This is a genomic window from Lentzea sp., from assembly GCF_036380075.1.
In the GTDB taxonomy this organism is placed as follows: Bacteria; Actinomycetota; Actinomycetes; order Mycobacteriales; family Pseudonocardiaceae; genus Lentzea.
This window is the reverse complement of record NZ_DASVFL010000210.1, coordinates 1-23,909: the sequence shown is the minus strand read 5'-3', so window position 1 is coordinate 23,909 and position 23,909 is coordinate 1. Positions and strand designations below refer to the sequence as shown.

At 70.6% G+C, this 23,909-nt stretch carries 23 protein-coding genes and 1 pseudogene; 12 read left to right on the top strand and 12 right to left on the bottom strand.

Annotated features, from left to right (window positions below; all coding sequences use genetic code 11):
• The 4 genes from VF330_RS23310 to VF330_RS23295 form a co-directional block, all read right to left on the bottom strand.
• The coding region (locus VF330_RS23310) for a hypothetical protein (RefSeq protein WP_330853781.1) at positions 1-453 on the bottom strand (453 nt) is incomplete at its 3' end.
• Between the two features lie 36 nt (positions 454-489).
• Positions 490-1,113: a class I SAM-dependent methyltransferase gene (locus VF330_RS23305; protein WP_330853780.1), complete on the bottom strand. Its 624-nt coding sequence runs from the start codon at positions 1,111-1,113 to the stop codon at positions 490-492.
• Positions 1,114-1,130: 17 nt separating this feature from the next.
• On the bottom strand, positions 1,131-1,790 hold the full coding sequence (locus VF330_RS23300) for a hypothetical protein (protein ID WP_330853779.1): 660 nt from the start codon (positions 1,788-1,790) through the stop codon (positions 1,131-1,133).
• A 71-nt stretch (positions 1,791-1,861) separates the two neighbouring features.
• The gene (locus VF330_RS23295) at positions 1,862-2,569 is read right to left on the bottom strand and encodes a MerR family transcriptional regulator (RefSeq protein WP_330853778.1); all 708 of its coding nucleotides are present in this window, start codon (positions 2,567-2,569) and stop codon (positions 1,862-1,864) included.
• Between the two features lie 130 nt (positions 2,570-2,699).
• Between VF330_RS23295 and VF330_RS23290 the strand changes: the two genes are divergently transcribed.
• Positions 2,700-3,152 (top strand): hypothetical protein, encoded by a 453-nt coding sequence (locus VF330_RS23290; protein ID WP_330853777.1) that lies wholly within the window; start codon positions 2,700-2,702, stop codon positions 3,150-3,152.
• Between the two features lie 188 nt (positions 3,153-3,340).
• Here VF330_RS23290 and VF330_RS23285 read toward each other — a convergent pair whose 3' ends face one another.
• Positions 3,341-4,933, bottom strand: coding sequence for a PucR family transcriptional regulator (locus VF330_RS23285; RefSeq protein WP_330853776.1), 1,593 nt, complete (start codon positions 4,931-4,933; stop codon positions 3,341-3,343).
• Positions 4,934-5,041: 108 nt separating this feature from the next.
• On the opposite strand from VF330_RS23285, the gene VF330_RS23280 reads away from it, so the two are divergent.
• Both VF330_RS23280 and VF330_RS23275 read left to right on the top strand, forming a co-directional pair.
• Positions 5,042-6,325, top strand: a complete 1,284-nt coding sequence (locus tag VF330_RS23280; RefSeq protein ID WP_330853784.1) for an aspartate aminotransferase family protein — start codon at positions 5,042-5,044, stop codon at positions 6,323-6,325.
• On the top strand, positions 6,322-7,821 hold the full coding sequence (locus VF330_RS23275; protein WP_330853775.1) for a CoA-acylating methylmalonate-semialdehyde dehydrogenase: 1,500 nt from the start codon (positions 6,322-6,324) through the stop codon (positions 7,819-7,821). Before VF330_RS23280 ends, VF330_RS23275 begins: the two co-directional genes overlap by 4 nt.
• Before the next feature lie 39 nt (positions 7,822-7,860).
• Here the strand turns inward: VF330_RS23275 and VF330_RS23270 are convergent, their stop codons facing one another.
• Positions 7,861-9,918 (bottom strand): elongation factor G-like protein EF-G2, encoded by a 2,058-nt coding sequence (locus VF330_RS23270; protein ID WP_330853774.1) that lies wholly within the window; start codon positions 9,916-9,918, stop codon positions 7,861-7,863.
• Positions 9,919-10,155: 237 nt separating this feature from the next.
• Between VF330_RS23270 and pdxS the strand changes: the two genes are divergently transcribed.
• Complete coding sequence (gene pdxS, locus VF330_RS23265) at positions 10,156-11,049, top strand: pyridoxal 5'-phosphate synthase lyase subunit PdxS (RefSeq protein WP_330853773.1); 894 nt, start codon at positions 10,156-10,158, stop codon at positions 11,047-11,049.
• 49 nt (positions 11,050-11,098) lie between these two features.
• On the opposite strand, the gene VF330_RS23260 is transcribed toward pdxS, so the two are convergent.
• Complete coding sequence (locus tag VF330_RS23260) at positions 11,099-11,698, bottom strand: LppU/SCO3897 family protein (RefSeq protein WP_330853772.1); 600 nt, start codon at positions 11,696-11,698, stop codon at positions 11,099-11,101.
• Positions 11,699-11,862: 164 nt separating this feature from the next.
• On the opposite strand from VF330_RS23260, the gene VF330_RS23255 reads away from it, so the two are divergent.
• Positions 11,863-12,642 carry a transposase gene (locus VF330_RS23255; protein ID WP_330853783.1) on the top strand — a complete coding sequence of 260 codons (780 nt, stop codon included), beginning with the start codon at positions 11,863-11,865 and terminating at the stop codon, positions 12,640-12,642.
• 75 nt (positions 12,643-12,717) lie between these two features.
• Here VF330_RS23255 and helR read toward each other — a convergent pair.
• The 3 genes and pseudogenes from helR to VF330_RS23240 form a co-directional block, all read right to left on the bottom strand.
• A pseudogene (gene helR / locus VF330_RS23250) lies at positions 12,718-14,874 on the bottom strand (RNA polymerase recycling motor ATPase HelR); the annotation flags it as partial.
• 274 nt (positions 14,875-15,148) lie between these two features.
• Positions 15,149-15,982 carry a fibronectin type III domain-containing protein gene (locus VF330_RS23245; RefSeq protein WP_330853771.1) on the bottom strand — a complete coding sequence of 278 codons (834 nt, stop codon included), beginning with the start codon at positions 15,980-15,982 and terminating at the stop codon, positions 15,149-15,151.
• 107 nt (positions 15,983-16,089) lie between these two features.
• Complete coding sequence (locus VF330_RS23240; RefSeq protein WP_330853770.1) at positions 16,090-16,644, bottom strand: XRE family transcriptional regulator; 555 nt, start codon at positions 16,642-16,644, stop codon at positions 16,090-16,092.
• Between the two features lie 57 nt (positions 16,645-16,701).
• Between VF330_RS23240 and VF330_RS23235 the strand changes: the two genes are divergently transcribed.
• A complete protein-coding gene (locus VF330_RS23235; protein ID WP_330853769.1) occupies positions 16,702-17,403 on the top strand; it encodes an AzlC family ABC transporter permease in 702 nt (233 codons plus the stop codon).
• The gene (locus VF330_RS23230; protein ID WP_330853768.1) at positions 17,382-17,690 is read left to right on the top strand and encodes an AzlD domain-containing protein; all 309 of its coding nucleotides are present in this window, start codon (positions 17,382-17,384) and stop codon (positions 17,688-17,690) included. The genes VF330_RS23235 and VF330_RS23230 overlap by 22 nt, the downstream gene beginning before the upstream one ends.
• On the opposite strand, the gene VF330_RS23225 is transcribed toward VF330_RS23230, so the two are convergent.
• On the bottom strand, positions 17,687-18,127 hold the full coding sequence (locus VF330_RS23225) for an Lrp/AsnC family transcriptional regulator (protein ID WP_330853767.1): 441 nt from the start codon (positions 18,125-18,127) through the stop codon (positions 17,687-17,689). The genes VF330_RS23230 and VF330_RS23225 overlap by 4 nt on opposite strands.
• Before the next feature lie 74 nt (positions 18,128-18,201).
• Between VF330_RS23225 and VF330_RS23220 the strand changes: the two genes are divergently transcribed.
• The 4 genes from VF330_RS23220 to VF330_RS23205 all read left to right on the top strand — a co-directional run bounded on the left by VF330_RS23220 (position 18,202) and on the right by VF330_RS23205 (position 22,465).
• Positions 18,202-19,389 carry a trans-sulfuration enzyme family protein gene (locus tag VF330_RS23220; RefSeq protein ID WP_330853766.1) on the top strand — a complete coding sequence of 396 codons (1,188 nt, stop codon included), beginning with the start codon at positions 18,202-18,204 and terminating at the stop codon, positions 19,387-19,389.
• A 140-nt stretch (positions 19,390-19,529) separates the two neighbouring features.
• Positions 19,530-20,873 carry an amino acid permease gene (locus tag VF330_RS23215; protein WP_330853782.1) on the top strand — a complete coding sequence of 448 codons (1,344 nt, stop codon included), beginning with the start codon at positions 19,530-19,532 and terminating at the stop codon, positions 20,871-20,873.
• Positions 20,874-21,086: 213 nt separating this feature from the next.
• Positions 21,087-21,719, top strand: coding sequence for a pyridoxal 5'-phosphate synthase glutaminase subunit PdxT (pdxT, locus tag VF330_RS23210; protein WP_330853765.1), 633 nt, complete (start codon positions 21,087-21,089; stop codon positions 21,717-21,719).
• Positions 21,716-22,465 carry a YebC/PmpR family DNA-binding transcriptional regulator gene (locus VF330_RS23205; RefSeq protein WP_330853764.1) on the top strand — a complete coding sequence of 250 codons (750 nt, stop codon included), beginning with the start codon at positions 21,716-21,718 and terminating at the stop codon, positions 22,463-22,465. Before pdxT ends, VF330_RS23205 begins: the two co-directional genes overlap by 4 nt.
• 61 nt (positions 22,466-22,526) lie before the next feature.
• Here the strand turns inward: VF330_RS23205 and VF330_RS23200 are convergent, their stop codons facing one another.
• Complete coding sequence (locus tag VF330_RS23200) at positions 22,527-23,453, bottom strand: alpha/beta hydrolase family protein (RefSeq protein WP_330853763.1); 927 nt, start codon at positions 23,451-23,453, stop codon at positions 22,527-22,529.
• Between the two features lie 115 nt (positions 23,454-23,568).
• On the opposite strand from VF330_RS23200, the gene VF330_RS23195 reads away from it, so the two are divergent.
• On the top strand, positions 23,569-23,909 hold a 341-nt coding region (locus VF330_RS23195), incomplete at its 3' end, for a helix-turn-helix domain-containing protein (RefSeq protein WP_330853762.1).

The following is a 23,909-nucleotide window of genomic DNA, read 5'->3' as shown; positions in this document are numbered from 1 at the left end:
GTGCCACGTCCGCGTGCCCCGCAGGTCCAGCGACTCCACCGCGGTCAACATGAGCATCGCCAGCCCGCTGACCAGGAGCAACGGCTCAAGCCAGCCCGACGAGCCGACGGGCAGGTGCTCGCCGGCGACGACCCACGGCTGCTGCCAGCCGAGGCCCGCCACCAGCGCCGGCTCCCGCCAGCCCAGCCCCGTCAGCACGAGAACCGCGCCCGCGCCGGGGAGCGCGGTCGTGACGAGGGTGCGGGCCAGTGCCCGTCGGTGGTCGAAGCCGGACGCGGGGCCCACGACCCTCAGTCCCGTGAGGACCTTCCCGATGGTGTTCAGGCGCAGCAGCAGTGCGTCATACACGACCGCGCAGAGCACCACGAGCACGGGTTCGTGGACCAACGGCCACACCACGACCAGCACCAGCAGCCAGTCGAGCAGGCGGGCGACCATCCGACGAACGAGCATGATTCACGCTAAGTGGCGGAAGTGCGTCATAAGTGGTCAGTTCATGGCCACTTGGCGCGAGAACTCGGCGGTCCAGCGGGCCTCGTCACGCCGCACCTCCACCGGCGAGAGGCCGCCGGTGCCGAACGCGGTGATCTCGGACGGCGTCAGGGGCCACGGCGGCCCGTCCGGTGCGGGACCCTCCTCACGGGCCACGGCGAGCACCAGCAACGTCGAACCGGTCAGCCACGCCACCTGCCCGATGGCCCGCGCGTGCAGGTCGACGGGCAGCGCCTGGACGGTCATGTTCTCGACGACCAGGTCGAACGCCCGGTGCCACTCGGCGGGCGGGTCGAGCAGATCGGCGGCCACGTAGGTGACCACCGAGTCCGGGTGGCGGGCCTGGACGGCGGCGATCGCGGTGGGGGAGATGTCGAAGGCCGTCACCTCGTAGCCCAGCGACGCCAGGAACTCCGAGTCGCGGCCGTAACCGCAGCCCACGACGAGCGCCGTCCTGCCGGTGCCGTCGGCTCCGGAGGCCCACTCGACGAGGTGCGGTTGCGGTTCCGCCTTGTCCCACGGGACGGAGGCCGTGCCGGCGTCGGCCTCCGCGTAGAGGTCTTCGAACCACCCGGAGGGGTTGGCGGCTTGCAGGCGGCGGGCGTCGTCGTCAGCGGACATGACGACACCCTCTCAGGTCACCGCGACGCGCGTGCCCGGTTCGTGCGTGGTCCTCGACGGCGTGCGATCAGCCGGCCCACGAGGACGGCGAACAGGGAGAGGAAGACCAATGCCCCGGTCGCGCCGGCGTGCCTTGCCGGATCGCGTTCCACGACCTCCGTGGTGAGACCGGCGACCCACAACGTGGAGATGCAGCAGAACAGGATGATCAGAGCCTGGGCGGACAGTGCCGCCAACTGGCGTGGCGTCACCTTGTCGACGAGCGAGGCGAGCAGGTCGGCGACGCCGCGGTTCGTGACCGCCGCGCACACGGTGGTCACCGCCATGCCCAGTGCGAGGACCACCACTGCGATCGACAGCCGCACGCCGATGTTCGACCTGGACGCGATCTGGTCGGCGACACCACCGATGACCACGGAGCAGAGGAACACCGGCAGAAGACCGAGCACCCACTTGGTGACGATCGCCCCGGCACCCGCGCGAGGCGGCACGGGGGCGTGCGGCACCTGGACAGGCCAGTGCGCGGGAGCCGCGGGCTGCGGAGCAGGAGCGTTGACGTTGTAGTAGTGCACACCGCCGTAAATCGCCCCTGCTTGAACGACATGGCCGCTGACCGTGCTGTTGTCGATGCCGTTCTGGACGTGGGGTCTTACGCCCGGCGGCGGAGGTTGTGTCACGCATGGCCCCCTGCTCGTGGAAGGCCTGCCAGCGTAGACGAACAGCGTTTGCCCAGAAACGCTCTTTCAGGTCACCGCGACGCGCGTGCCCGGTTCACGTACTCGACCAGGCCGTCGTCCGAGGCCCAGCCGATCTGCGAGCTGATCGCCGCCTTGTTCTCGTTCCACGACTTCTGCGCCGCTGCCTGGATCGCCGGGTCGCCGCCGGTGAAGCTGGCGCCGAGCGCGTCCCACTGGCGGGAGAGCTCGACCACGCGCGGGTCGGACGCGGGAGTGCCGTCGGTCATGTGCTGCCGCAGCTGCTCGACCAGCTCCAGCCAGGACGCCTTCAGCCCCTCCACGGCCTCGGGGCCCATCGCCGCCGCGCGCGACCTCAGGTCGTCGAGCTGGTCGGCGGTGAAGTAGCTCTCGTACACGGACATCATCTCCAAAGTGGACAGAAGGGACTCGGTGGTGTGCCCGTCCAGCAACGCGGTGAGCCGGGACCGCAACGCCTCCACCTGCCGCGCCTGGGCGTTCAGCGCGGCGAGTTGGGCCTCGAACAAAGGCCGCAACGAGTCCGAACGGGACAGTGCCGATCGGACCTCCTCCAGCGACAACCCCAGCTGGCGCAGCGATCTCACCTGATAGAGGCGACGTACGTCGTCCGGGGTGTACCGACGGTGACCGGAGGCCGTGCGCTCGGAGGCGACGACCAGTCCGATCTCGTCGTAGTGGTGCAGCGTGCGGACGGTGAGTCCACTCGCTTTGGCCAGGTCACCGATGCTCCAACGGGTCACACGACGACCGTAGGACCTCCCGTGGCGTCAGGTTCAAGCCCTGAACACCCGATCGAGCGGGTTAATTCTCGAACCGAACGCGCCGATGAAATCGAAGATCGGTCCCCCGAAAAGCAGATTGAGGAAAAACGTGTCTCGTTCCGGACTGTTCCGCGCCGCCGCTCTCCTCGCCGCCGGTGCGGCCCCGCTGCTCGCGGGCGCCGCCAACGCCGCGGAGGTGCCGCAGCTGAACGGCGGCCTCCCCGAGGTCGGTGCCGGCCAGCTCGTCCCCGGTGCCACGCAGCTCGCCAACCCGCTCGAGGCCGCCAGTGCCGTGCAGCTGCCGCACGTCGGCGCGCCGGTCGCGAGCGACCTGCCCGTCCCCGCCCTGCCGGGCATCGCCCAGGAGCGCTCGCTGCCCGCCACCCCCGGCCTGCCCGCGGTGAAGACCCCCGAGGCCCACGGCGGCAACACGCACCTCGGTTCCGTGCGCGCGCCGGTCCCGTCCGCGGCGGGCCTGCCGACGCCGGCCGCCCTCCCGGCGCCCGCCGCCGTCCCGAACCCGGCCGTGCTGTCGGGCGTGCTGCCGACGATCAACGGCTGAGTCGCACGTCGAAAATGGGCCCGTGGCGGTGTGGCCCGGGACGTCGCCGGGCGAATTCGCGGTCAGACGGGCGCATCGTGGTGCCGCCCCCGCGCCGTCGTACTGGACGTACGGGGGTGCGGGGGCGGTGCCGCGAGGCGTCCTGCTGAGCGTGAATTACCCAGCCGACGTTCCGGGCCACGCCGCCTTCACGGGCCCATTTCGTGCACCAGGAGCGCGACGTACAGCGAGAGCACCGACTCCGGGTCCTCCAGCGAGACGCCGAGGACCTGTTCGATCCGCGCCAGCTGCTGGTAGTACGCGGTGCGCGACAGGTGCGCCGCCGCCGCGGCCGCCGACTTGTTGCCGCCGTTCTCGCACAGGCACCGCAGCAGCTCCACCAGCCGGGAGCCCTGCGCGGTGTCGCGGGCCAGCAACGGACCCAGCTCGCGGTCCGCGAACGCCCGCATCCGCTCGTCGTCGCGCAGCAGGTGCAGCAGGCCGCGCAGCCGCACGTCGTCGAGCCGGTGGTACAGCTGCGATCCCGGCGCCCGCAGCGCCGCTCCCGCCACGTGCGCGGCCTCGCCCAGCGTCCGGCGAACGTCCGTTGTGGACGTCACGGTCGTGCCCACGGCGATCACCACGGCGGACGCGGCCGTCCGGTGGACCTCGCGCGCGACCTTGCGCAGAACCCCCTCCACGCCAACGGTCACCGGCACCGACAGCAGTGCGCGCACCGACGTGTCGTCCACGACGCCGACCAGTGCGGCGACGGTCACCCGCCGTCCCGCCAGCGCCGTGGCCTCGGCCAGGTCGCGCAGGACCTCTTGCGTGGCAAGCGTTTGCCCCTGGAGCACCGACACCGGCCGGATCGCCACGCCGATGAGCTGCCGCCGTTCCAGCGGCACGCCCAGCGCCGCCGCCCGCGCGCCGAGGTCCGGTGCCGACGGCGACTGGCCCAGCAGCTGGGCGAGCAACGTGCGGTGCGTCTGCCGTTCGAGCGACTCGCGGTCCCGCGCCACCAGCCGGTGCACGGCCAGCGCCGAGGCGGCGCGTTCGGCGACGACGACGTGCCGGTGCGGCGGCGGTTCCGGTGACACGAGCACGAGCCGGCCCCAGTCCGCGCCGCGGGCGCCGACGATCGTGATCAACCAGCCGGACGTGGTGTCGTAGGCGGTCCGGTCGGACACCGTGACGGCCCGCGAGCGCGCCGCCCAGTCGTCCAGCAACGTCACGGGGTCGTGCCCCGCCGCGTCGTAGGCGAGCACGTCGTGCCCGAGCGTCTCCAGCACGACCGGCAGCCCGGACGTGCGGGCGACCTCGCGCAGTACCTCGGCCGGTTCGGCGCCGGCGACCGTGAGTGCCGTGAACGTCTCGTGCACCTGCTCCGCGGCCCGCAGCTCGGCCAGCTGGGCGTCCACGATGAGTCCGACGACCGCCTCGGTCACGGCGACGTACTTCGTCTCCTCCGTCAGCGTGACCAGCGGCAACCCGTGCCGTTCCGCCTCGGTGACCAGGGCCGTGGGCACGTCGTCGCGCCACCGCCGCCCCAGCTCGACGACCAGCCCGGCGCAGCCGACGGCGGCCAGCTCCTCGACGTACCGGGCGAGGCCGGACTCGGGCAGCATCACGCCCGTCGTCAGCACCAGTTCGCCGCCGCGCAGCAGCGGTGCGATGTCTGCGATCTCCGCCACATGCACCCAGCGGACGCGGCGCGACAGTCCGGCCGATCCGGCCACCAGACGCGGCTTGCCCTGCCGGATCACCGGGAGAGCGACCACTTCCGCGACCGTCGGGTACATGGACACAACGTAATGCCCACCAGCCGATCCGGGTACAGGTTGTGCATGGCGGCGGACCCCGTGCCCCAGCAGACTCGCGAGTCAGGAGCGCGACCCCTGGAGGACGTGATGGCCCACGAGGAGCTGCTGGCACGACACCGCGCGGTGCTGCCGAAGTGGATGGCCCTCTACTACGACGAGCCCATCGAGATCGCGAGCGCCGGCGGGCGCCGGGTCACCGACCGCGAGGGCACGACCTACCTCGACTTCTTCGCCGGCATCCTGACCAACGCCATCGGCTACGACGTCGCCGAGATCAGCGACGCCATCCGCTCCCAGCTCGACACCGGCGTCCTGCACAGCTCGACGCTCTACCTCATCAGGTCGCAGGTCGAGCTCGCCGAGAAGATCGCGGAGCTGAGCGGCATCCCGGACGCCAAGGTGTTCTTCACCAACTCCGGCACCGAGGCCAACGAGACCGCGCTGATGCTCGCCACCCAGGCCCGCCGCAGCGAACAGGTGCTGGCCCTGCGCAACAGCTACCACGGCCGCGCGTTCGCCACGATCGCCATCACGGGCAACCGCGGCTGGTCGGCGTCCGCGCTCTCGCCGATCAAGGTCAGCTGGGTGCACGGCGGCTACCGCTACCGCAGCCCGTTCCGCGACCTCGACGACAAGGACTACATCAAGGCCTGCGTCGACGACCTGCGCGAGATCATCGAGACCACCACGTCCGGTGACGTCGCGTGCATGATCGCCGAGCCGATCCAGGGCGTCGGCGGCTTCACCTCGCCGCCCGACGGCCTGTTCCGCGCGTTCAAGGACGTGCTGGACGAGTACGGCATCCTCTTCGTCTCCGACGAGGTGCAGACCGGCTGGGGCCGCACCGGCGAGCACTTCTGGGGCATCCAGGCGCACGACGTGGTGCCGGACGCCATGACGTTCGCCAAGGGCCTCGGCAACGGGCTCGCGATCGGCGGCGTGGTCGCGCGCGGCGACCTGATGGACTCCATCAACGCCAACTCGATCTCCACCTTCGGCGGCAACCCGATCTCCACGGCGGGCGCGCTCGCGACCGTGAACTACCTGCTGGACCACGACCTCCAGGCCAACGCGGCCAAGCTCGGCTCCCGCCTGCTCGGCGGGCTGCGGGAGCTGGCGGAGAAGCACCCGGTGATCGGCGACGTGCGCGGCAAGGGCCTGATGGTCGGCGTCGAGTTCGTCGGCCCGGAGGGCGAACCGAACGCCGGCGCGGCCGCGACCGTGCTGGCCGAGTCGAAGAAGCTCGGGCTCCTGGTCGGCAAGGGGGGCCTGTACGGCAACGTGATCCGGATCGCGCCGCCGATGACGCTGACCGAGGACGAGCTGGACGAGGCACTGGGCATCCTGGCGCAGGCGGTGGAACGCGCATGACCAACGCCCCGAACCTGATCAGGCACTGGATCGGCGGAAGGTCCTGGGACGGCGAGCCGGAACGCACCGGTGACGTCTACGACCCGACCACCGGCAAGGTGGCCACGCAGGTCGCGTTCGCGTCGGTGTCCGAAGTGGACGAAGCCGTCAACGTGGCCGCGGAAGCGTTTGCGTCCTGGCGCAACGCCTCCCTGGCGCAGCGGTCGTCGGTGATGTTCAAGTTCCGCGAGCTGCTCGACGACCGCAAGGGAGACCTCGCGGAGATCGTCTCCGCGGAGCACGGCAAGGTCGTGCCGGACGCGGGTGGCGAGATCCAGCGGGCGCTGGAGTCGGTCGAGTACGCGTGCGGCATCCCCCAGCTGCTCAAGGGCGGCTTCAGCGAGAACGCCTCGACGCGCGTGGACGTCTACTCGATCCAGCAGCCCGTCGGCGTGGTCGGCGTGATCTCGCCGTTCAACTTCCCGGCGATGGTGCCGCTGTGGTTCGTGCCGACCGCCATCGCCTGCGGCAACGCGGTGGTGCTCAAGCCGTCGGAGAAGGACCCGTCCGCGTCGGTCTTCCTCGCCGAGCTGTTCGCCGAGGCGGGCCTGCCGGACGGCGTCCTGAACGTCGTGCACGGCGACAAGGTGGCCGTCGACCGGCTGCTCGAACACCCGACGGTGAAGGCGATCTCGTTCGTCGGCTCCACCCCGATCGCCCGCTACGTCTACGAGACCGGCACGGCGCACGGCAAGCGCGTGCAGGCGCTGGGCGGCGCCAAGAACCACATGGTCGTCCTGCCCGACGCCGACCTCGACCTGGCCGCGGACGCCGCGGTGTCCGCGGGCTTCGGCTCGGCGGGGGAGCGCTGCATGGCGATCTCGGTCGTCGTGGCCGTCGGCTCGTCCGCCGACCCGCTGGTCGAGAAGATCAAGTCCCGGATCGCCGACGTCAAGGTGGGTTCGGGTGCCGCCTGCGAGATGGGACCCCTGGTCACCGGCGCGCACCGCGACAAGGTGACGTCCTATCTGGACACCGGCGTCGCCGAGGGCGCCGTGCTGGAGGTCGACGGCCGCGACCACCCGATCGACGGCGAGGAGGGCGGGTTCTGGCTCGGCCCGACCCTGTTCGACCGCGTCGGCCGAGAGATGACGATCTACACCGACGAGATCTTCGGCCCGGTGCTGTCGGTCGTGCGCTGCGGCACCTACGACGAGGCCGTCGCGCTGGTCAACGAGAACCGGTACGGCAACGGCACCGCCATCTTCACCAACGACGGCGGCGCGGCACGGCGGTTCCAGAACGAGGTCGAGGTCGGGATGGTCGGCGTGAACGTGCCGATCCCCGTTCCCGTCGCCTACTACTCGTTCGGCGGGTGGAAGGAGTCGCTGTTCGGCGACTCGCACGCCTACGGGCCGCACGGCGTGCACTTCTTCACGCGGTCGAAGGTGGTCACCTCGCGGTGGCTCGACCCGTCGCACGGCGGCGTGAACCTGGGGTTCCCGCAGAACACGTGACAGGAGCAGGGGCGGGTCGCACGCGGCCCGCCCCCGCACCTACCTCGCGGCGCGTGCCGCCAACGCCTCCGGCAGCGGGTCGTACCGCGAGAACCGGCGCGTGAACGTCCCGGTCCCCGAGGTCAGCGCCCGCAGCTCGATCGCGTACCGCAGCAGCTCCGACGAGGGCACCTCGGCCCGGACCACCGTCCGCCCGCCCTCGTCGGCCTCCGTGCCGAGCACCCGCCCGCGCCGTCCCGACAGGTCGCCGAGCACGGTCCCGAGGTGCTCGTCGGGCAACCGGATCGCGACCTCGTCCACCGGCTCCAGCAACCGGGTCCGGCCGGCGGAGGCGGCCTCCCTCAACGCGAGCGAGCCCGCCATCTGGAACGCCGCGTCCGAGGAGTCGACCGAGTGCGCCTTGCCGTCGACGAGGGTGACCCGGACGTCGACGACAGGGGTGCCGTCGTGCAGGCCCTTCTCCAGCTGGGCGCGCACGCCCTTCTCCACGGACGGGATGAACTGGTTCGGGATCGCGCCGCCGACGATCCTGTCGACGAACTCGAAGCCCGCGCCGCGCGGCAGCGGTTCCACCACGATGTCGCACACGGCGTACTGGCCGTGGCCGCCGGACTGCTTGACATGCCGGCCGTGGCCCTTCGCCGGGCCGGCGAAGGTCTCGCGGAACGGCACGCGGACCGGCTCGGTGTCGATCTCCGCCCCGCCGGCGCGCAGCCGGGCGAGGACGACGTCGGCGTGGGCCTCGCCCATGCACCACAGCACCATCTGGTGGGTCTCGGCGTTGCGGTCCAGGCGCAGGGTCGGGTCGCTCGCGACGAGGCGGTTGAGGTTGCGGGCCAGGTTGTCCTCGTCGCTGCGGGTGCGGGGGACGACGGCGACGGGCAGCAGGGGTTCCGGCATGTCCCACGGCGACATCAGCAGCGGCTGGTCGGGGGCCGAGACGGTGTCGCCGGTCTCGGCGGTGGAGAGCTTCGTGAGGGCGCACAGGTCGCCGGCGACGCAGTAGGGGACCTCGCGCAGGGAGGCGCCCAGCGGCGAGTAGACGTGGGCGATGCGTTCGTCGGCGTCGTGGTCCTCGTGGCCGCGGTCGGCCATGCCGTGGCCGGAGACGTGCACGGGACGTTCGGGACGCAGGGTTCCGGAGAAGACGCGGACCAGCGACACGCGGCCGACGTAGGAGTCCACCGCTGTGCGGACCACCTCGGCCACGAGTGGCCCGTCCGGGTCGACGGCCATGCGCGGTTGGGGGATGCCGTCCACGGAGGTCACGGACGGGACTTCGTGCTCCAACGGTGACGGGAACGCACGCGCGATGCCGTCCAACAGCTCGACCAACCCCATGCCGGTCGCGGCACACACGGGCATCACCGGGTGGAACGAGCCACGGGCGACGGCGGTCTCGAGGTCGGTGATGAGCGTGTCCTGGTCGATCTCCTCGCCCGCCAGGTAGCGGTCCATGAGGGTCTCGTCCTCGCTCTCGGCGATGATCCCCTCGATCAGCGCCGCGCGTTCGTCCGGGTAGTTCTCACCGGACGTCAGCAGGCCGACGAGTGCGCCGTTCTCGGGCATGTACAACGGGACGACGCCCGCCCCGAACGCGGCCTGGCACTCGATGACCTCGTTGGTGAAGTTCGCACGGTGGTGGTCGGTGCGTGTGATGACGACGGCGCGTGGCATGCCGACGAGCGCGCACTCCTCCCACAACGCGACGGTGGCGGCGTCGACGCCCTCGAAGGCGTTGACGACGAAGAGGGCCGCGTCCGCGGCCCTCAGTCCCGCCCTCAGCTCACCCACGAAGTCGACGTATCCGGGGGTGTCGATCAGGTTGATCTTGATGTCCCCGTGCTGGACCGGTGCGACCGCGAGGCCCACCGACCGCTGTTGTCGCACGGCCGCCGGGTCGTGGTCGCAGACCGTGGTGCCCTCGGTGACCGAACCGGCACGGGTGAGCACGCCCGTGGTGGCGAGCAGGGCCTCGGTGAGCGTCGTCTTGCCCGCGCCGGACGGGCCCACGAGCACGACGTTGCGGACCTTGGCCGGGTCGTCCACAGCGACCGCGCCTGCCGGTGAACCGTTGTCGGAGTGCTTGCTTCCCATGGCGACCTCCGTCAAGTCGTAGTGTCCGATCTCACACCCGTTGACGGTCCCGGACAACCCCGCGAACCCATCCGGTCGACGACCGGCGTTCACACCACCTCTGCGTGATGGGCGTCACCTACCTGCGTTGATCGTGAAAGTGGCCTTCCGAAACGGCGCGCCAGTGGCTTGGGTGAGGGTGCCACAGCGGTCGTACCGTGAGTTCACCAAGACTTCCCCTCGTGAAAGGTTGCCCCGGTGAGCACTGATCAGGTCACGGGCACCGCCCGCGTCAAGCGCGGCATGGCCGAGATGCTCAAGGGCGGCGTCATCATGGACGTGGTCGACGCCGAGCAGGCGAAGATCGCGGAGGACGCGGGCGCCGTCGCCGTCATGGCGCTGGAGCGCGTTCCCGCGGACATCCGCGCGCAGGGCGGCGTCGCCCGCATGAGCGACCCCGACCTGATCGACGGGATCATCAACGCCGTCTCGATCCCGGTGATGGCGAAGGCCCGCATCGGCCACTTCGTCGAGGCCCAGGTCCTCGCCTCGCTCGGCGTCGACTACATCGACGAGTCCGAGGTGCTCACCCCGGCCGACTACGCCAACCACATCGACAAGTGGGCCTTCACGGTCCCCTTCGTGTGCGGTGCGACGAACCTGGGCGAGGCCCTGCGCCGCATCACCGAGGGCGCGGCCATGATCCGCTCCAAGGGCGAGGCCGGCACCGGTGACGTCTCCAACGCCACCACGCACATGCGCAAGATCCGCCAGGAGATCCGCCGCCTGCAGAACCTGCCCGAGGACGAGCTGTACGTGGCCGCCAAGGAGCTCCAGGCGCCGTACGAGCTGGTGCGCGAGGTCGCCCAGAACGGCAAGCTCCCCGTCGTGCTCTTCACCGCCGGCGGCATCGCGACCCCGGCCGACGCCGCGATGATGATGCAGCTCGGCGCCGAGGGCGTGTTCGTCGGCTCCGGCATCTTCAAGTCCGGCAACCCGGCCCAGCGCGCCGAGGCCATCGTGAAGGCCACCACCTTCCACGACGACCCGGACGTCATCGCCAAGGTCTCGCGCGGTCTCGGCGAGGCCATGGTCGGCATCAACGTCGAGGACGTGCCGGAGCCGCACCGCCTGGCCGAGCGCGGCTGGTAGGCACCAGAACGAGAAAAGGGGCGCATCCCGCGGGATGCGCCCCTTTCGCCTACTTGAAGAAGCAGTTCGTCGTCTTCGTCTCCGGGTAGGAGAACGCCATCACCACGCCAGGGCCGCACGCCGCCTTGTCGGCGGTGTTCGCGAGCACCTTCACCCGCACGGCGCCGGGGCCTCCGCACGCCGTCTTCGGGAGTGCCGCCTGCGTGCCGGTGGAGAAGACGTCGTAGCACTCGCCGTCGACGAGAACCGGGATCAGGCACACCTGGACGGACCTCAGCCCGGCGATCTCGGTGTACCGCGCGTACCCGCCGGTCTGCGCGTCGCACTTCTCGTCCACGTCCGGCAACTCCGTGACGCTGGCGACCGTGTAGTTGTGCTTGCCGCACTCGACCTTCCGGAAGCCCGGTGCGGTGTTCGACCCGGACAGCGCCACGCAGTCGCCGGGCACCGCGAGGGGCGGTAGCGGCTCGCTCACCGTGACGCGCGGTGGCGCGGGGTTGGTGGCGGCGCTGAAGTGGATGGTGTCCTTGGTCGACAGCCAGAAGATCGCGCCGCCGAGCAGCAGTGCGAACACCGCCAGCACGGCGACGATCTTCAGGCCCGAGCCGGGCTCTCCCGGTGGTGCGACCGCGAGGAACGGCTCGGGCACCTCGTGGCTGCCGATCGGCCGGGTGGGGCCTCGCGGTGGCGCATAAGGGTTATCCGGTTGCTCCGGTCTGTGTGGTGGTCTGGTCATCGTTTCCCCCGTGGTTCGAAGGAACGAGCCTAAAGGTTGTCCCGTAACGCCGTCTCGGCGCGATCGATGATCTTGGTGTGGATCGGGTGATCAGCGCGGAGCGGTCGGAGTGGGTGCCGGTGTTCACGGGCTTGTCGGTACCGGTGTTTCGCACGCTCGTGCGGGTCGTGGCCCGCCGGGGTGGCGAGCAGACCGGCACCGGTCGGCGGTGGGGCTTGTCGCTGGCGGATCGGGTGTTGCTGGTGGCGATGTACTACCGGACGAATCTGACGTTCCGGCAGGTCGCGCTGCTGTTCGGGATCTCGAAGTCCGCCGCGGGCCGCGTGGTGGACCACCTGGCGCCGCTGCTGGCGCTCGCGCCGGTGACCCGCCGGCACAGCCCGGACACCGTGCTGATCGTGGACGGCACCCTGGTACCGACCCACGACCGGTCCATCTCCGCGTCGTCGAAGAACTACCGGTACTCGGTGAACATGCAGGTCGTCATCGACGCCAACACCCGCCTGGTCGTCGCGGTCGGCGATCCCGCACCCGGCAATCGCAACGACTGCCGCGCCTACACCGACTCCGGTGTCGATCAGCAGTGCCGGGGCGCGAACGTGATGGCCGACGGCGGCTACCAGGGCAACCCCGAGGTGATCATGCCCTACCGCAAACCCCGGAAGGGGCAACCGCCGTTGCCGCAATGGAAAGAAGACCTCAACACCGTCCACAAGAGCGTCCGTGCACGGGTCGAGCACGCTCTTGCGCACATGAAGTCCTGGAACATCCTGCGCAACTGCCGCCGCAAACGCGACGGCGTCTGGCACGCCACCCGAGGCATCGCCCAGATGCGCAACCTGGCCATGACCGGCTGAACGACCACCGGTCGCAGGGGACACCGCGACCACCCTTGACCCGCCACGACTCTCGATCATTACGGGACAACCTTTAGGGGAGAGATCGGCCAGCGGAGTGGGCAAATCATTGACATGTAGGACGCCGAGTCGTTGCGTGGCACGGGTCAGCGCCACGTACAGCTCCGCCGCCCCGCGCGGTCCTTCCGCCAGGATCCGCTCCGGTTCGACGACGAGCACCGAGTCGTACTCCAGGCCCTTGGTCTCCGCCGCGGGCACGGTGCCGGGCACGCCGGGCGGCCCGATCACGACGCTGGTGCCCTCGAAGTCCTTCTCCGCCACCGAGAACTCCTCGATGGCGGCGGGCAGCTCGGCGGGAGTCACCCGGCGCGACCACGGCTCGACGCCGTTGGAGCGCACCGACTCCGGCGCCTGCACGTCCGGTGCGAACTCCGCCAGCACGCGCGCCGCGACGGCCATGATCTCGGCGGGCGTGCGGTAGTTGACCGTCAGGGAGCGGTACTGCCAGCGGCCCGCCACGTACGGGTCCAGCATCTCGGCCCACGACGTGGCGCCCGCCGGGGCACGGCGTTGCGCCAGGTCGCCCACCACCGTGAAGGAACGGCCGGGGCAGCGGCGCATCAGCACCCGCCAGTCCATTTCGGACAGTTCCTGCGCCTCGTCGACCACCACGTGCCGGTAGGTCCAGGAACGGTCGGCGGCGGCGCGTTCCACCATCGTGCGCTGGTCGTGGTCCTCGAAGCGCTCGGCCAGGTCCTCGGCGAACAGCATGTCCGAGGCGAAGAGGTGGTCCTCGTCGTCCATGTGGTCGAAGCGGCCCGCCATGCCGTCGAGCACCTCGGAGGCGTACCGGGCTTCCTGCGCGCGTTCGGCGGCCTCTGCCCGGTCGACGGCCTGCTCGGTGCCGTCCTTGCCCAGCAGGTCGTGCAGCTCGTCGAGCAGCGGCACGTCCGCCACGGTCCACGGTGCGCCGGCCGGGCGGTGCAACGACGGGTCGCCGCCCGTCTCCGCCAGCAGGCCGGGTGACGCGTACAGCGACGACAGCAGCTCGAACGGCGTCAGCACCGGCCACAGCGCGTCCAGGGCCGCGAGGAACGAGTCGTCGTCGGCGAGGTCGTGCGTCAGTCCCGCGCGCATCTCCTCCCAGGCCGGCTTGTCCGACCGCGACATCCAGCCCTTGCCGATCCGGCCGATCGCCCGCTCGGTCAGCACGTAGGTGAGGATCTCGCGGAACACCCTGCGGGCCTCGTTGTGCGGCAGGCCGCTGTCGCGCGCCTCCTGCCGGGCCCACTCGGCGACGTCGGCGGTGATCGGCACGACGACGTCCTTGATGCCGATCGGGATCGGCTCGGACGGCAGGCGCTGCAACGACGCGACGGCCGCCTTGAGCACCTCGACCATCTTCAGCGACCCCTTGAGCCGCGCGACGTCCGGCGCGTCCTCCGCGGTCGCGACCAGGCCCGGCAGCAGCGTGCCCGCGGTCGAGAACACCACGTCCGACTCGCCCAGCGACGGCAGCACGCGCCCGATGTGGTTGAGGAACGCCGGGTTCGGGCCCACGACGAGCACGCCGTGGCGTTCCATGCGTTCGCGTTGCGTGTACATCAGGTACGCGACGCGGTGCAGCGCCACGACCGTCTTGCCGGTGCCGGGACCGCCCTCGATCACCAGCACACCGGGGTGGTCGAGCCGGATGATCGCGTCCTGCTCGGACTGGATGGTCGCCACGATGTCGCGCATGCCCTCGCCGCGCGGCGCGTTCAACGCCTCCAGCAGGGCCACGTCGCCCTGCTCCTCGCCGAGCTTGCCGAACACCTCGTCGGTGAACCCGGCGACCGAGCGGCGGCGCGTCAGGAACTGGCGGCGGCGGCGCTGGCCCTCCGGGGTGGCGCCGGTCGCGGTGTAGAACGGCCGCGCGGCCGGTGCGCGCCAGTCCAGCAGCACCGGCTCGAAGTCGTCGAACTCGTCGAACAGGCCGATCCTGCCGATGTAGGAGACGCCGCCGTCGAGGCCGTCCAGCCGGCCGAAGCACAGGCCGTAGTCGGCCACGTTCAGGCGCTTCATCTCACGGTGCCGGGCGCGCACCTCGTTGTCACGGTCCATCGCGGTCGCGCCGGTGCCACCCAGCGCGGACTGGTAGGCGGCCTTCACACGCGCACGTTCGCCATCGAGCCGTGCGTACAGGTCGGCCACGTATTCACGCTCGGACTGCAGTTCTTCTTCGTAACCCACGTGCTCCCCACAGCGCCCTTGTGCCGGCTTAGGACGATGAGTCTGCGGCACGCCCTGGGTCTTGTGGCAAGGCCCCCCGTCTGCTATACGGTGAAGTGGGAAGAAACACCTAGGGCCTGTGTCGACGTCCCGTTCGATGAGAGCCGCGCCTGAGGTGGTTCCTGGCGGTGCGGCCGGACGACCCGCGTACCGGTGTTGTACGTGGGTCGTCCGGCCGTGCCCCCAGGGGCCGCCTCAGGCCCGGCTGTCGCGAACATGGACGTCGACACAGGCCCTAGGCGGGCTCGGTGGAGAACACCAGGCCCGCGCTCTTCAGCGAGGCGCTGCCCGTCGTGTCGCGGGTCACGACCTTCACCCGGTACTGGCCGTCGGGCACCAGCCCGGTCAGGGTCACCTGCTTGTCCACCGGCTTCGCGACCACGGTGTCGTTGACGTAGACCTCGTAGTAGGCCGTCGGCTTCCACCAGCGTTCGGCCTCCCAAGTCAGCGTCGCGGTGGTCGCCGTGGCCGAGGTCACCGCGAGCGAGTACGGCCGCAGCGGCCGGTCGGCGATCAGGCCGAAGGACTGGATCGACCCCAGCACGACCGAGTCGCCGCCGGCCGGGGTGCACCGGGCGTCCACGGGCGGGAGCGCGGAGCCGTCGGAAGCCTTGGGGCGCAACGACATCGACACCGCGCCGAGGCGCACCTGGTAGGTGCCGGCGGGGTTGAGGTACAGCGCGTCCAGCCCACCGGCCGCGTGCAGCCACGGAGTGTCCTGGGTGGCCGCGAACTGGAGGTGGCCCTGGACCTGCTTCTTGTCCGGGCCGGTGGTCCACGCCTCGACCACGGCCGTGCTGTCGCCGTCGACCCGGCCGCTCACCAGGCTCGCGATGTCCAGGTCCAGGTCGACGAACGCGGCTTGCGCGTACGACACGCCGTTGCGTCCGACGTCGTCGGGCAGGCCGCCGCCGAAGTGGACGCCGACGGGCACGGTCTGCCCTGTCGAGGTGACGCACGTGTACGAGCTGACGACGTCGACGCCCGCAGCGGCCGCGCTGCCCGCGGTGACACCGGACAGCGCCAGGGCGGCGGCCACGACCAGGGCAGGACGAGCGGCGGTCTTCACGGTTCCCCCTCGGGTTTTCCTCACGCTCTTCAGCGTGGCGGCGCCGGATCGGAGGCGAAACCGTCAAGCGGGGTAAGGAACTTCGGCCAAGGGGTGCTCAAAGACTGCTAAACGGTGTGTTCCATGACCATCACCGCGGTCGTCCCGGGTTCCAGCGCCTTGCAGACGTGCGGCAGGTCGCCGGGGTAGACGATGTAGTCGCCGGGGCCGAGCTCCACCGGGTCGTCCGCGAGTCCCGCCAGGCAGCGCCCCGACGCCACGACCATGTGTTCGACGCTGCCCGGCACGTGCGGCTCGGACTCGCGGGCACCGCCGGGTTCGAGGGTCATCCAGTAGATGTCGTGCTTCGTGCCCGGACGGCACGCGGCGAGCAGCGTCGCGGAGTAGTGCGCGCGTTCGGAGTGGATGACCGGGCCCTCGCCCGCGCGGATCACCTGCACGCGCGGCACGGCGGGTTCGACGAGGCTGCTGAACGGCACGCCCAGCGCCACGCCGAGCGCCCACAGGGTCTCGACGCTGGGGTTGCCCGCGCCGGACTCCAGTTGCGAGAGCGTCGACTTCGCGATGCCGGCCTTCTTCGCGACTTCGGACAGCGACAGGCCGGTGCGGTCGCGCTCGCGCCGGAGGTTGGCCGCGATGAGGTCGAGTGGTGCGTTCGACACAGAAGACCATCCGTTCGGCTTGACGAACACGGGGTGTGGTGTTCATCGTATCGGGTGATGCGTTCGATATGGCGAACCCTTGATTCCGTGCTGCTGCGTGACGTCGCCGCGGTCGCACTCGGCGCCGCGGTGACCGGTGCCTCGTTCGGCGCGATCTCGGTCGGCTCCGGCCTGCCGTGGTGGATGCCGGTGCTGATGTCGCTGCTGATCTTCGCGGGCGGCTCGCAGTTCATGGCCGTGGGCGTGGTCGCCGCCGGGGGCAGCCCCGCCGCCGCGGTGCTCGCCGGGCTCGTGCTCAACGCGCGCCACCTGCCGTTCGGCCTCGCGGTCGGGGACGTGCTGGGCAACGGCTGGCTCGCGCGGATCGTCGGCAGCCACCTGCTGATCGACGAGTCCACGGCCTTCGCGATGGCGCAGAAGGACCCCGCACGCGCGAGGGCGGCCTACTGGGCGTGCGGCGTCACGTTGTTCTTCACCTGGAACACCGGCGTGCTCGTCGGCGCGCTGGCGGGCCAGGCGATCGGCGACCCGATGACGTTCGGGCTCGACGCGGCCTTCCCGGCGGCGATGCTCGCGCTCACCCTGCCCGCCCTCAAGGACGCCGCCACCCGCAACGCCGCGCTCACCGGAGCCGTGATCGCGCTCGCGACCACGCCGTTCCTGCCCGCCGGGGTGCCGGTGCTGCTGGCGCTCGCCGGGCTCGTCGCGTTCCGGAGCACCAGCAAGAAGGAGGAACCGTGCCCGTCACCGCAGTCCTGATCCTCGCCGCGGGCACGTTCGCGATCCGCATCGCCGGCCCGCTGCTGCGCGACCGCGTCACCCTGCCCGACCGGGTCCGCGAGATCATCTCGGCCAGCGCGACCGTGCTGCTGCTGGCACTCGTCGCCGTCTCCGCGCTGACGAACGGCAAGTCCTTCGGCGGCTGGGCGCTCGCGGCCGGTGTCGTGGCCGGCGGACTCGCGGCGTGGCGGAAGCTGCCGTTCGTGGCCGTGATCGTGCTGGCGGCGGCCACCACGGCCGGGCTGAGGTTCCTCGGCGTGGCCTAGTGCTTGCGGACGTGCGAGAAGAGCAGGTTCGTGTGCACTTCCGTCACCTCGCGGCGGCTCGTGAACTTGTCGAGCACGAGCCGTTGCAGATGGCCGACGTCCGACACCGCGACGTGCACCAGGAAGTCCTCCGGACCCGTCACGTGCGAGAGGGCGAGCGTCTCGGGCAGCGACAGCACGTAGGCCATGAACGGGTCGACGATCTCCTTGGTGTGCGGGCGGATCTTCACCGCGAGCATCGCCTGCACGTGCTGCCCGACCGCCGCGGGGTCGACCTCGGCGTGGTAGCCGGTGATCACCCCGCGCTCCCGCAGCGCCCGGTGCCGCACGACCGCCGTCGACTGCGCGACGTTCACGCGTTCGGCCAGGTCCTTGTTCTGCAGCCGAGCGTCCTTCCGCAGCTCTCGCACGATGGCCTCGTCGATCGAATCCAGCACGGCTCTTCTCCGTCCCACCGAATCGGCTGCGGTTCCTCGTCCACTCTGCCGAGGAAGTCTCCACCATTCGGGCCATGACGCGCATCGAGACCATCGCAGTGCACGGCGGCCGCGACGACCTCGCGGAGCTCGGCGTGCACGCTCCTCCCATCGACCTGTCCACCACCTACCCCGTGCCCGACCAGGCGCTCGGCGGCCAGGCGCTGGGGGACTGGGCCACCGGCGCTGCGCGGGCCACCTCGCCCGTCTACGCGCGGCTGCACAACCCGACCGTGGCCCGGTTCGAGCAGGCGCTCGCGGCGCTCGAGCACACCGAGACGTCCGTGGCGTTCGGCAGCGGCATGGCGGCGGTGACCGCTGTGGTCCAGGCCGCCTGCGTGATGGCGGGCAAGCCGCACGTCGTCGCGGTGCGCCCGTTGTACGGCGGCACCGACCACCTGCTGTCGTCGGGGCTGCTGGGTGTCACGACCACCTACGTCGAAGCGGGCCTGGTGTCCTCCGCGATCCGGCCGGACACCGGGCTGGTCGTCGTCGAGACGCCCGCCAACCCCAACCTCGACCTCGTCGACATCGAGCACGTCGTGCGCCAGGCCGGCGGCGTGCCCGTCATGGTCGACAACACCTTCGCCACCCCGGTCCTGCAGAACCCCGCGCTGCACGGCGCCTCGTACGTCCTGCACTCCGGCACCAAGTACCTCGGCGGGCACGGCGACGTGCTCGGCGGCGTCGTGGCCTGCTCCGAGGAACGGGCGGCGGCGTTGCGGCAGGTCAGGATCATCACCGGCGCCGTGCTGCACCCGCTGGGCGGCTACCTGCTGCACCGCGGCCTGGCGACGCTGCCGTTGCGGGTCGAGGCGGCCTCCCGGTCCGCGGCCGTGCTGGCGTCCCGGCTCGCGGAGCACGACGCCGTCGAGTTCGTGCGCTACCCGTCCGCGTCGCGCCAGATGCGGGGGATGGGCGCGATGATCGCGTTCGGCGTCCACGGCGACCCGACCGAGGTCGTCCGGCGGCTCCAGCTCGTCACGCCCGCCGTGTCGCTCGGTTCCGTCGACACGCTGATCGAGCACCCCTCGGCTTTGACACATCGGCTCGTTCCGGGTGAAGAACTGCGTGCTTCTGGCGTTCCGGACAATTTGCTGCGCATTTCCGTGGGATTGGAGCACGTCGAGGACATTTGGGAGGACGTGAACGCAGCGCTCTGTGACGTCCCTTACGTTAAGGCTTCCCCAACTGATTTCTTGGTGATGACCGCCACTCACTAGGGTTCCGACGCATCGGCGCGTCGGGGCGCGGGAGGTTCCGACGCGAGCATTTTTCCGTTTTCGGAAGGAACCTCTTCGTGAGTTCTGCAGAAACTGATGCGGACGGCTACACCAAGGCGCTGAGCAAGCGCCAGGTGCAGATGATCGCCATCGGTGGCGCGATCGGCGTCGGCCTCTTCCTGGGCGCGGGCGGACGCCTCGCCACGGCGGGGCCGTCGCTGATCCTGTCCTACGCGTTGTGCGGTGTCGCGGCGTTCTTCGTCATGCGCGCGCTGGGCGAGCTGGTGCTCCACCGTCCCGTGTCCGGCAGCTTCGTCGAGTACGCACGCGAGTTCATCGGTCCGTGGGCGGGCTTCACGTCCGGCTGGATGTACTGGGTCAACTGGGCGATGACCGGCATCGCCGAGATCACCGCAGTCGCGATCTACATGCACAAGTGGTTCCCGGACCTGCCGCAGTGGATCACCGCGCTGGTGGCGCTGTTCGTGCTGATCGCCATCAACATGTTGTCCGTCAAGCTCTTCGGCGAGCTGGAGTTCTGGTTCTCGGTCGTCAAGGTCACGGCCCTCGTCGTGTTCCTGGTGACCGGCACCGGCCTGGTGATCGCCGCCGCGGACATCGGCGGCACGACCGCGTCCGTCTCCAACACCCTCGGCCACGGCGGCCTGTTCCCGGCCGGTTTCGGCGTGGCGCTGATGACGCTGCAGGCCGTGATCTTCGCGTACTCCGCCATCGAGCTCGTCGGCATCGCGGCCGGCGAGACCAAGGACCCCGAGAAGATCATGCCGCGCGCCATCAACGGCGTGGTGTACCGGATCGCGATCTTCTACGTCGGCTCGGTGCTGCTGCTGACCATGCTGCTGCCGTGGGACCACTTCACCGGCACGGAATCGCCGTTCGTCACCGTGTTCTCCGCGCTCGGCATTCCCGCGGTCGGCGACATCATGAACGCGGTCGTGCTCACCGCCGCATTGTCGTCGTGCAACTCCGGCCTTTACTCGACCGGGCGGATTCTGCGGTCTTTGGCGCAGAAGGGCGAGGCGCCCGCGTTCACCGGGAAGATGAACTCCCGGCACGTGCCTTATGGCGGCATTCTGTTCACGGGATCGGCCTACCTGCTCGGCGTGGTGCTCAACTACCTCGTGCCGAAGGAGGCGTTCGACATCGCCATCGCCATCGCGTCCCTCGGCGTGGTGTCGACCTGGGCGACGCTCATCTTCTGCCAGCTGCGGCTGCGCAAGAAGGCGCTGGCCGGGGAGATCGAACGGCCGTCGTACCGGATGCCCGGCGCCCCCTACACCTCCTACGGGACGCTCGCGTTCCTCGCGCTGGTGATCGGGCAGATGGCGTTCGCCGGGACCGCGGAGAAGATCGCGTTCTGGTCGATCCCGGTCCTCGCCCTGGTGCTGTTCCTGGGCTGGCGCTACGTGAAGTCGCGTCAGCCGGTCGGCCCCGCCCGGGAGCAGCTGACCCCGGTGGACTGACGCGTCAGCGGTGGCTCGCCGCCGCGGCCGTGAGCGCGTCGACGGTGGACTGGTGCGGCTGGTCCAGCACCACCGCCGACTGCGCTCGACACCGCGGTGGCGGGGGAGGCCGACCTTCCGCTGCGGCCGGTGGAGACGGCGCTGCTGCGGGACTGGCTCGGGCGGCCGGCCCGCTGACCGGTGGCCCGGTCAGGCTCGAATATGCTGGTAGGCATGGTTGTCGCTGCCCCTCCCGTGATCGGTGTGCTCGCCCTGCAGGGCGACGTCCAGGAACACCTCGTGTCCCTCGCGCAGTGCGACGTCACGGCGCGGCCCGTGCGCAGGGCGGAGGAGCTGGACGAGCTGGACGGGATCGTCATCCCCGGCGGCGAGTCGACGACCATGAGCAAGCTGCTCGACAACTTCGGGCTGCTGGAGCCGCTGAAGGCCAAGATCAAGGACGGCTTGCCCGCCTACGGGTCGTGCGCGGGCATGATCCTGCTGGCCGACACCGTGCTCGACGGGCGCGAGGACCAGCACCAGCTCGGCGGTTTGGACGTCACGGTGCGGAGGAACGCCTTCGGGCGGCAGGTCGACTCGTTCGAGACCGACCTGGACCTGGGCGGCGAGAAGGTGCACGCCGTGTTCATCCGTGCGCCGTGGGTGGAGGCGGTGGGCGGCGGCGTCGAGGTGCTCGCTACGGTGCCCGTCACGGCTGAGGCGGGCGATGCCGCCGGTAGGATCGTCGCGGTCAGGCAGGGCAACGTGCTGGCGACGGCGTTCCACCCGGAGCTCACGGGCGATGAGCGCGTCCACCGCCTGTTCGTGGACATGGTTCGTGGTTCGACTGGTTCGGAGGAGAAATGAGCGGCCACTCCAAGTGGGCGACCACCAAGCACAAGAAGGCCGCCATCGACGCCAAGCGCGGCAAGCTCTTCGCGCGGCTGATCAAGAACATCGAGGTGGCGGCCCGCACCGGTGGCGGTGACCCCGACGGCAACCCGACGCTGTTCGACGCCATCCAGAAGGCCCGCAAGAACTCGGTGCCGCTGGACAACATCGAACGCGCCCGCAAGCGCGGTGGTGGTGAGGAAGCCGGCGGCGCCGACTGGCAGACCATCATGTACGAGGGCTACGGCCCCAACGGTGTCGCGGTGCTCATCGAGTGCCTCACGGACAACCGCAACCGCGCCGCCACCGAGGTCCGCACGGCGATGACGCGCAACGGCGGCTCGATGGCCGACCCCGGTTCGGTGTCGTACATGTTCAGCCGCAAGGGCGTCGTGATCGTGCCGAAGGCGGACACGTCCGAGGACGACGTCATGCTGGCCGTGCTGGAGGCGGGCGCCGAGGAGGTCAACGACCTGGGCGAGGCCTTCGAGGTCGTCTCCGAGGCCGGCGACCTGATCCCGGTCCGCAAAGCGCTGCAGGACTCCGGCATCGACTACGAGTCGGCGGAGTCGAGCTTCCTGCCGTCCGTCTCGGTGCAGCTCGAGGCCGAGGGCGCCAAGAAGATCTTCAAGCTGATCGACGCGCTGGAGGACTGCGACGACGTGCAGAACGTCTTCGCGAACTTCGACGTGTCCGACGAGGTCATGGCCGAGGTCGGCTGACGAACGCACGAAGAACGCCGGTCGCGCAGCACGCGTGACCGGCGTTCTGTCATTGAGGGGACTACCTGGTCTCGACGCGGCCGACGGCGGGGGAGGCCTCGGCCTGCACCTGCTTCCACGCCTGGTCGTCGACGCCGAGCGCGTCGCGCAGGAAGGCCCAGGCCGCGTGGCGGACCAGCGCGACCCGTTCCGGGCGCTCGTCGGTGGTGTCGGTGGCGTTGTAGCCGTGGATGCCGCCGAGCGAGTGCTCGCCGCCGACCAGCGTGAGCAGGCCGCGCGCGCCGGGGGCGTGGTGGTAGACGTCGGTGAACCAGTCGGGGCCGCGGGTGCTGAGCATCGACTGGTCCGCGTCCCCCGCGACGGCGAGGAACGGCGTGGCCATCCGCTCGAAGTCCGGCGACATGAACGAGCCGAAGTTCTCCTTCGCGAACGGCGTCAGGTCGTCGCCGCCGAACCCGGTCGCCGCGAACAGCACACCGGCCTTCACACGGGAGTCGGTCAGGTCGGGACCGGGCTTGCCGTCCGCGTCGAGAACGCGCGCGCCGAGAAGCATGCCGACGGTCTGCGCGCCCCACGAGTGCCCGGCGACGGCCAGGCGGTCGCGGTCGACCCGTTCGGCGAGCCCGGGGACCGCGCCGAGCACGACGTCGAGGTCGTCGACGACGCGCTGCACGTCCTGGACGCGGAACGCCGAGATCTCCCGGTAGCGCGGGTCGTCGGGCGTGAGGCCGAGGGTGACCGAGTCGAGGAACGTGGGCTGGACGACGACGAAGCCGTTGCCCGCCCAGAAGTCAACCAGCGGGTCGTAGGACGACATCGACTGGCTGAAGCCGTGCGCGAACACGATGACCGGGAGTCCGGTGCCGGACGCCGGTGCGGACACGCGGACCTGGAGGTCGTCACCGCGGTCCGGCGTGGGCAGCACGACCGGCTTGACGCTGATGATCGGCGAGCGGAACGCGGGCACGGCAGTGCTGGTCACAGGCATGGAAGGGTCCTTCTTCGGAAGCGGTGGAACGTTGTAGACTCCGAACCGGAGCGTGGTTCCGAATATACGGAGCACTGTTCCGTTTGGCAAGTGCGCGAGTGGGAGAGGTGTGCCGGTGGCGGAGTCGGGCAAGCGCGCGGACGCGCGGCGCAACGAGAAGGCGCTGCTCGACGCGGCGGCATCGGTGTTCGTGACCGACGGCGTGGACGCGCCGGTGCGCAAGATCGCCGCCGAGGCGGGCGTGGGCATGGGGACGATCTACCGGCACTTCCCGACGCGCGCGGACCTCGTCATCGCCGTCTACCGGCACCAGGTCGAGGCATTGGCCGAGGCCGGGCCCGCGCTGCTCGCGTCGGCGGACTCGCCGTTCGCGGCGCTGCGGGACTGGGTGGAGGGGTTCGTGAACTTCCTGGTGACCAAGCACGGCCTGGCCGCCGCGATGCGCGACGACCAGGA

Coding starts and splice junctions, on each gene's coding strand:
- VF330_RS23270 (WP_330853774.1), bottom strand. CDS start 9,918: ATGGGAAGCAAGCACTCCGACAACGGTTCACCGGCAGGCGCGGTCGCT.
- VF330_RS23275 (WP_330853775.1), top strand. CDS start 6,322: ATGACCAACGCCCCGAACCTGATCAGGCACTGGATCGGCGGAAGGTCC.
- pdxT (WP_330853765.1), top strand. CDS start 21,087: ATGGTTGTCGCTGCCCCTCCCGTGATCGGTGTGCTCGCCCTGCAGGGC.
- VF330_RS23285 (WP_330853776.1), bottom strand. CDS start 4,933: ATGTACCCGACGGTCGCGGAAGTGGTCGCTCTCCCGGTGATCCGGCAG.
- VF330_RS23235 (WP_330853769.1), top strand. CDS start 16,702: ATGCGTTCGATATGGCGAACCCTTGATTCCGTGCTGCTGCGTGACGTC.
- VF330_RS23305 (WP_330853780.1), bottom strand. CDS start 1,113: ATGTCCGCTGACGACGACGCCCGCCGCCTGCAAGCCGCCAACCCCTCC.
- VF330_RS23200 (WP_330853763.1), bottom strand. CDS start 23,453: ATGCCTGTGACCAGCACTGCCGTGCCCGCGTTCCGCTCGCCGATCATC.
- VF330_RS23215 (WP_330853782.1), top strand. CDS start 19,530: ATGATCGCCATCGGTGGCGCGATCGGCGTCGGCCTCTTCCTGGGCGCG.
- VF330_RS23205 (WP_330853764.1), top strand. CDS start 21,716: ATGAGCGGCCACTCCAAGTGGGCGACCACCAAGCACAAGAAGGCCGCC.
- VF330_RS23280 (WP_330853784.1), top strand. CDS start 5,042: ATGGCCCACGAGGAGCTGCTGGCACGACACCGCGCGGTGCTGCCGAAG.
- VF330_RS23220 (WP_330853766.1), top strand. CDS start 18,202: ATGACGCGCATCGAGACCATCGCAGTGCACGGCGGCCGCGACGACCTC.